Annotated in this window: 6 protein-coding genes; 1 reads left to right on the top strand and 5 read right to left on the bottom strand. The window is 53.3% G+C overall.

Annotated elements, in window-relative coordinates:
* Positions 1-92: 92 nt before the first annotated feature.
* Positions 93-1,346, bottom strand: coding sequence for a serine hydroxymethyltransferase (gene glyA / locus IAE30_RS28675; protein ID WP_200681501.1), 1,254 nt, complete (start codon positions 1,344-1,346; stop codon positions 93-95).
* A gap of 338 nt (positions 1,347-1,684) precedes the next feature.
* On the opposite strand from glyA, the gene hmpA reads away from it, so the two are divergent.
* Positions 1,685-2,869 (top strand): NO-inducible flavohemoprotein, encoded by a 1,185-nt coding sequence (gene hmpA, locus IAE30_RS28670; protein WP_038645382.1) that lies wholly within the window; start codon positions 1,685-1,687, stop codon positions 2,867-2,869.
* Between the two features lie 50 nt (positions 2,870-2,919).
* Here the strand turns inward: hmpA and glnB are convergent, their stop codons facing one another.
* From glnB to IAE30_RS28650, 4 genes are all read right to left on the bottom strand, one after another.
* Positions 2,920-3,258, bottom strand: a complete 339-nt coding sequence (gene glnB, locus IAE30_RS28665) for a nitrogen regulatory protein P-II (protein WP_034825643.1) — start codon at positions 3,256-3,258, stop codon at positions 2,920-2,922.
* A 205-nt stretch (positions 3,259-3,463) separates the two neighbouring features.
* Positions 3,464-4,795 (bottom strand): two-component system response regulator GlrR, encoded by a 1,332-nt coding sequence (gene glrR, locus IAE30_RS28660; RefSeq protein ID WP_038645380.1) that lies wholly within the window; start codon positions 4,793-4,795, stop codon positions 3,464-3,466.
* A gap of 2 nt (positions 4,796-4,797) precedes the next feature.
* The gene (gene qseG, locus IAE30_RS28655; protein ID WP_200681499.1) at positions 4,798-5,469 is read right to left on the bottom strand and encodes a two-component system QseEF-associated lipoprotein QseG; all 672 of its coding nucleotides are present in this window, start codon (positions 5,467-5,469) and stop codon (positions 4,798-4,800) included.
* 3 nt (positions 5,470-5,472) lie between these two features.
* Positions 5,473-6,900, bottom strand: a complete 1,428-nt coding sequence (locus IAE30_RS28650; RefSeq protein ID WP_200681498.1) for a HAMP domain-containing sensor histidine kinase — start codon at positions 6,898-6,900, stop codon at positions 5,473-5,475.
* Positions 6,901-7,394: the final 494 nt, after the last annotated feature.

Here is a 7,394-nt window from a genome sequence, read left to right as displayed (position 1 = left end):
ACTGCCGGATCGTTCAACCGATCATTTTTGTCTTAACTGATCGGCATTATGGCCAGCGCCATCCTTTTTAATCACATTAGCATGGTGCCAAATCAGGCATACACAGGCAGACGCGCACAGATATCCAGTACCTTCTGCTTGGTGCGCTCAATGGTCGCTTCGTCGTTGATGTTGTCCAGCACGTCAGCGATCCAGCCAGCCAGCTCGCGCACATCTGCTTCTTTGAAGCCACGACGTGTAACCGCTGGAGTACCAATACGCACACCGGAGGTCACAAATGGACTCTTCGGATCGTTAGGTACGCTGTTTTTGTTCACAGTGATGTTAGCACGGCCCAGCGCGGCATCAGCTTCTTTACCGGTCAGGTTTTTGCTCACCAGATCGATCAGGAACAGGTGGTTATAAGTACCGCCTGAAACGATGTTGTAGCCACGCTCCAACAGAACCTCAACCATTGCTTTGGCGTTTTTAGCCACTTGCTGCTGGTAAGATTTGAACTCTGGCTCCATTGCTTCTTTGAACGCCACCGCTTTACCCGCGATCACGTGCATCAGCGGGCCGCCCTGACCACCCGGGAATACCGCAGAGTTCAGTTTTTTGTACAGGTCTTCGTCACCGTTTTTCGCCAGAATCAGGCCACCACGTGGACCCGCCAGGGTCTTGTGGGTGGTTGAGGTCACGATGTGTGCATGTGGAACTGGGTTCGGGTACACATCAGCGGCGATCAGACCGGCAACGTGAGCCATGTCAACGAACAGGTAAGCGCCCACGCTATCTGCGATTTCGCGCATTTTTGCCCAGTCGCACACGCCAGAGTATGCAGAGAAACCACCGACGATCATTTTTGGCTTATGCGTTTGAGCCAGCTCAGCCAGTTCGTCGTAGTTGATTTTGCCGGTTTCGTCGATGCCGTAAGGGATGACGTTATACAGCTTGCCTGACAGGTTCACTGGTGAACCGTGCGTCAGGTGACCACCGTGCGCCAGGTTCATACCTAGGATGGTGTCGCCCGGCTGCAACAGCGCAGTGTAAACCGCGAAGTTAGCCTGTGAGCCAGAGTGCGGCTGTACGTTGGCAAAGTCTGCGCCAAACAGCGCTTTCGCGCGATCGATCGCCAGCTGCTCAACGATATCAACGTATTCACATCCGCCGTAGTAGCGTTTGCCCGGATACCCTTCAGCATATTTGTTGGTGAGCTGTGAACCTTGCGCCTGCATAACGCGTGGGCTGGTGTAGTTTTCAGAAGCAATCAGTTCGATGTGCTCTTCCTGACGCACCTTCTCTTGCTCCATAGCCTGCCACAACTCGGCATCATAATCGGCAATGTTCATATCACGCTTTAACATCCGGCATCTCCTGACTAGCTAACTTTTTTAACGGCAGTTTAGGCCCCGGCAAGGGGCGAAGGCCAACAGTGTAAACGGTTTTGTCAGGTGACGGTAGCGCCAATCCCCTCTTTTTACGCAAACGATTGGCACGGCGCTGGAACGGGTTTTTTACGCATTTTTGCAAGCTTGTAAATAACGATATTTGCTCATGCTAAAGGGGAATATTTTTCAGGTTTGTGGGCCAGCTTCCAGCTTCGGCACTTAACCCGCAAACAAAACGGGGGATTTACAGGCAAGATGAACGATCATAAGATGCATTTAAAATACATGTTTAAAATCACTGCGAGGCCTTCACCATGCTAGATGCACAAACTATCGCTACCGTTAAGTCTTCCCTGCCCGCTATTGCTCAGCTTGGCCCGCAACTCACTGGCCACTTCTATCAGCGTTTGTTAACGCAACACCCGGAACTGAAGAACGTTTTCAACATGAATAATCAGCGCAGCGGCAATCAGCGTGAGGCGCTGTTTAATGCCATTGTTGCCTACGGCAGTAACCTGGAGAATCTGGCAGTGCTGCTGCCGGCGGTAGAGAAGATTGCGCAGAAGCACACCAGCCTGAATATTCAGCCCGCGCAATATGCGGTAGTCGGTGAAACGTTGCTGGCCACCATCGAAGAGTTGCTCAATCCCGGCGATGACGTCTTGCAGGCATGGGGCAAAGCTTACGGCGTGCTGGCGGATGTGTTTATCCAGCGTGAAGAAGCGATTTATTGCGCCTCAGAAGAGAAAGTCGGCGGCTGGCGTGGCGCGCGTGACTTCCGTATTCGCACCATCAATACTGAAAGCTCCGTGATTAAAAGTTTTGAGCTGGTACCTAACGATGGTCAGCCCGTCGCTGATTTTCTGCCCGGACAATATCTGGCCGTTAGTCTGCGACCTGAAGGAAGCGAAAATATCCAGCATCGCCAGTATTCACTCACCCATCTACCTAACGGCAAATCCTATCGTATCGCCGTGAAGCGCGAGGAACACGGCAGCGTTTCCGGTTGGCTGCACACCCATGCCAAGGTCGGTGATATTGTGCAATGTGCGGCTCCAGCAGGTGATTTCTATCTGCAAACGACAGGAACCGCGCCGGTCACGCTGATTTCTGCCGGTGTCGGCCAAACCCCAATGCTGGCGATGTTAGCCAGCCTGGCCGAGCAACAGTATGCAGGCGCGGTTAACTGGTTGCATGCGGCCGAATGCGGTACACAGCATGCTTTTGCGGATGAAGTTCAAGCCATAGGTGCTCGCCTGCCACATTTCGCCAGCCATATCTGGTATCGCGAGCCGGAAAGCGTGGACAGTGGCCGTTTTGATGCGCAGGGATTAATGGATCTCGCAGGCATCTCCAGCCAATTGAATCAGGCCGACCGCCAGTTCTGGCTCTGTGGCCCCCTGCCATTTATGCAGTTTGTCGCGCGGCAGCTGGTCGATGCCGGTATCAGTGCCGATCGTATCCATTATGAAGTTTTTGGCCCGCACAAAGTGCTGTAAACAAAAAAAGCCTGCATCATGCAGGCTTTTTAACAGGCTAACGAAGGGGCTTAGATCGCCTCTTCGTCCTCTTCACCGGTACGGATACGCACCACGCGCGCCACGTCGAACACAAAGATTTTGCCGTCGCCGATTTTGCCGGTCTGCGCGGTATTCATAATGGCTTCAACGCAGGTGTCGACGATGTCATCACCGACCACCATTTCGATTTTCACTTTTGGCAGAAAATCGACCATGTACTCCGCGCCACGATACAGCTCAGTGTGGCCTTTCTGGCGACCAAAACCCTTCACTTCACTGACCGTCATCCCGGTGATGCCCACTTCAGCCAACGCTTCGCGCACATCATCGAGTTTGAATGGTTTAATAATTGCATCGATCTTTTTCATGACAGATCCTTTTTTCACTCCCTCCATGATGGACGGATAACAAGTAGTATATACCCGTCCTGCTTCAAGTTGCAGAGGGGTTGGCGGCTCTCTTTTCCCCAAATCGCTTGAAGAAGTAAGCTCATCGGGATGCTTTCGTTTGCCGTCTGACTGCAACTCAAATTATTTGGGGTAGTCAATGGATGAATCAATATGCCGCAGCAAGCTACTCTTTAAATTCACTGGCGTCCAGCTCATGGCGTGACAGCAGCTTATAGAATTCTGTACGGTTACGTCCAGCCAGACGCGCAGCGTTGGTGACATTTCCTTTGGTCATTTGCAGCAATTTGCGCAGATAGTTGAGCTCAAATTGATTACGTGCCTCAACAAAAGTCGGCAGCGCCGTATTTTCACCTGCTAACGCCTGCTCAACCAGCGCATCACTGATCACGGGTGATGTGCTCAGCGCGACACACTGCTCAATCACGTTGACCAACTGCCGCACGTTGCCAGGCCAACTGGCCCCCACTAAACGTTTCATCGCATCCACAGAGAAGCTGCGCACAAAGGGTTTATGGCGTTCGGCCGACTGGCGCAACAGATGGTTCGCCAGCAGCGGAATATCTTCTGCACGTTCATGCAGCGCCGGAATCTTCAGATTCACCACATTGAGGCGATAGTAGAGATCCTCGCGGAAACTCTTTTTCTCCATTGCTTTGGGCAGATCGCGATGCGTGGCCGAGATGATGCGCACGTTGATATCGACATCCCGATTACTGCCAAGCGGACGCACTTTTCGCTCCTGCAAGACGCGCAGTAATTTGACCTGCAACGCCTGTGGCATATCACCAATTTCATCAAGAAACAGCGTGCCACTCTCCGCCGCCTGAAACAGCCCTTCACGCGCACTCACGGCTCCGGTGAAAGCCCCTTTGGCATGACCAAACAGCTCTGACTCCAGCAGTTGCTCCGGTAGCGCACCACAGTTAATGGCAATAAACGGCTTGTTTGCACGTGGGCTGGCGGCGTGAATCGCCTGAGCCAGCACCTCTTTGCCAGTACCGCTCTGGCCGTTAATCAACACGCTAACGTCGGATTGCGCCACCATGTGCGCCTGATCCAGCAAACGCAGCATCAATGGATTGCGTGTTACCACGGCCTCACGCCAGGTGTCATCGCTGACCGGCGCGCGCTGTGCCAGCGCTTCATCAATGGCTTTATACAGCGCGTCACGATCCACTGGCTTCGTCAGGAAACTGAACACCCCCTGCTGCGTAGCGGAAACCGCTTCGGGGATCGAGCCGTGCGCCGTAAGAATGATCACCGGTAAACCTGCATGGCGTTTCTGGATTTCGCCAAATAACGCCAGCCCGTCCATTTCATCCATACGCAGGTCGCTGATCACCAGATCAACTTTCTCTTTCTGCAACTGACGCAGCGCATCCGGACCACTTGCGGCGGTGGTCACCTGATAGCCTTCACTGCTTAAGCGCATGCCAAGCAGTTTAAGCAGGCCGGGATCGTCATCCACCAGCAGTAAACGTGCAGACTGTTTCATGGTCACTGATCCTCACTTTGTGCATCACTGGCACCGTGCGATGTATCGCTGCTGTCCGCCGGTTTACGGGACGACAACTGACGTTCGATGTCAGTTAAGCGCTCAAGCTTACGCTGAGTCTCCTCCAGTGATTGACGCAGTTTGGTTTGCTGCTGGCGCAGGCTGTCCAGCTCAGTGTCGTGGCTTTGCTGGAGTGCAGCATAGCGGCTGCGTTCACCGCTTAACGCCAACTGCGCCGCCTGATTGCTACGCCACAACATCAATAACGGGCGCACGGAGGCTGGATAGGAAGCGCTGTAACCGTCTAGCGTATCGACGAACTGGCGGCGCTCAAAGGGCGTCACATTGCCATTTGCCAGCAGAATGCCTTGTTTAAAAGCACGCGACCAGCCTTGTACTGGCCAGCGTCGTGCCTCAGCCCGCGCTTCCGCTGGGGATAAACGCTCACCACAGTCGATAGCACGCTGCCAGTAAAGGGGGTTGCTCATTGCTGCTGGCGTTTCAATCTTCCACACATTTTGACAATCGGTCGCCAGATAATCAGGCAACCGCACTTCTGGCTCAGGAAGAGTGGTTCCATCGTGTAACGTGCTGCCCGTGGACGGTGTCTGGCAGGCACTCAAGCCAAATGCCACCAACGCGCAGCTAAAAAGTTTAATCAGGGTGTGTTTCATTAATCAGGCATTCCCGGCGCTGGTCGTCAAAATGATTCGAAAACAGACATCCGCATCCTTGCGCGTTACCAATTGCAAATCGCCCTGCATCCTGCGCAGGCAATCTTTGGCGATGCTTAACCCCAGCCCGCTGCCTTTAACCGGCCCTTTGCGCTGCTGGCTGCCCTGAAAAAAGGGCTCAAAAATCATCGCCTGCTCTTCAGCCGGAATGGGTGTGCCGGTGTTCGCCACCTCAATCCACACCTGGTTGCCTTTCTGTTGGCTCTGCAGCCAGATGTTACCGGATTCGCTGCCGTAGTTCACGGCGTTCGAATAGAGGTTATCGATGACCCTTTGCAGCAATGTTGCCTCTGCCAGACAGTGCGCCACCTGAAGATCAACATGGGTGGTGATCTGACGCGCACCGGCGGGCAATGAATGGATTTTAACGACCGCATCAACGATGTCATTGATTGCGACCGGCTCCAGCGCCATGGGGCCATCCGCCAGTTTGCGGTTGTAATCCAAAAGTTGTTCGATGAGACGCTGCAAATGGCGGCTGCTGGTGTCAAGGATCGCCACCACTTCCTGCTGTTCCGCATTCAGCGGCCCAGCCACCTGATCGGCCAATAATTCCGTGCCCTCTCGTAAGCTGGCAAGCGGGGTTTTCAGTTCATGTGAGAGATGACGCAGAAACTCATGTCGCTGCTCTTCCAGCCAGCTTAAGCGCTCGCTCAGCCACACGATGCGCTGACCGAGTGAACGGATTTCACGAGGGCCGCGAAAACTCACGCTGTCGCCGAGCGCTTTGCCTTGCCCAAGTCGGTTAATCATCCGTTCTACGCGTTTTACCGGGCCGATAATCATGCCGGTAAACAGCAACACCAGCGCCAGACTAATCAGAAACAGAATCAGCGCCTGCCAGCCGAAGAACTGACCACGGTCGGCGATTTCGCGCTGGAGCTGCAAGCCACGCGAAAACACCACTTCACGCGTCTCCTGCACCATTTGCGCATTGGCATCAGAAAAATGTTCGAGGGCCGTGGTGGCTTTTGCCACTGGGTTACCGTTGTCACACTGCACACTGGCGAGCTGCGGCAAAGTTTCCTGCAGCGCTTTGAATGATGGAAGCTCTGGCAGGCTATTCGCATGGCTGGTGAGCATCTGGCCATAACGCGTCCACTGCGTTTGATAAAGCTTTTGCAAGGTGGCATCACCCAATACGCAATATTGACGATAACTGCGTTCCAGTTCGAGCGCAGTGCGCGCCATCGCTTCGCTGCGGCGTACGTCGGTAAAGGTATTGCGATTGGTATCTGCAGCCTGATTACTGAGCGCAGACAAACTTTCCCAGGCTTGCCACGCCAGCACCAGCAATGGTAGCAGAACCAGCAAAAAAGCCATCAAGACTAACTGCCGCAGGGATCGGGGAAACAGACGCCATCTCTTCACTACCGCGCATCCTTAAATGTGAGCTGCTGGCATGCTAACGAAGTATTAATAGGGAAGAAAGTACAGAAAGGAAAACGGCAGCCCTTTTGGGCTGCCGTGAGAGCGACGCCTCAGCATCGCTTGCAAAATAGGTGGAGCCTAACTCAACGTTGCGTCCGATGCTTGATAACGTTGCAAAGCAAGCGATTATCGGTTGGGTGGACGGCAGGCTCCGTTTGGTGCGTCATTCGAATTTTATGAGCTCAACCGCAGTGCGGGGCAATCATAGACAGGAGAATGAGCAACGCTGTGAGTATAGCAACTATCGTGCCAGAAATGAAATAGCATTGATTATCAGAGTAATGCGAGGTGTGACGCACTATTTTATGAAAAAGCGGACCGGCTGGTCTGACGAAAGTGTCGCTGATCAGCAACGAGTTAAAGGATGAAAAATTGAGTCAATATAAATCAATAAGTTAAATGTCACCATTTAGCGACAGCTCACTTTCGTGTTT

The sequence above is a fragment of the Pantoea sp. S61 genome (assembly GCF_016625145.1).
Lineage (GTDB): Bacteria > Pseudomonadota > Gammaproteobacteria > Enterobacterales > Enterobacteriaceae > Pantoea > Pantoea rwandensis_B.
The sequence above is the reverse complement of the archived record's forward strand: the minus strand, read 5'-3'. Positions and strand labels throughout refer to the sequence as shown.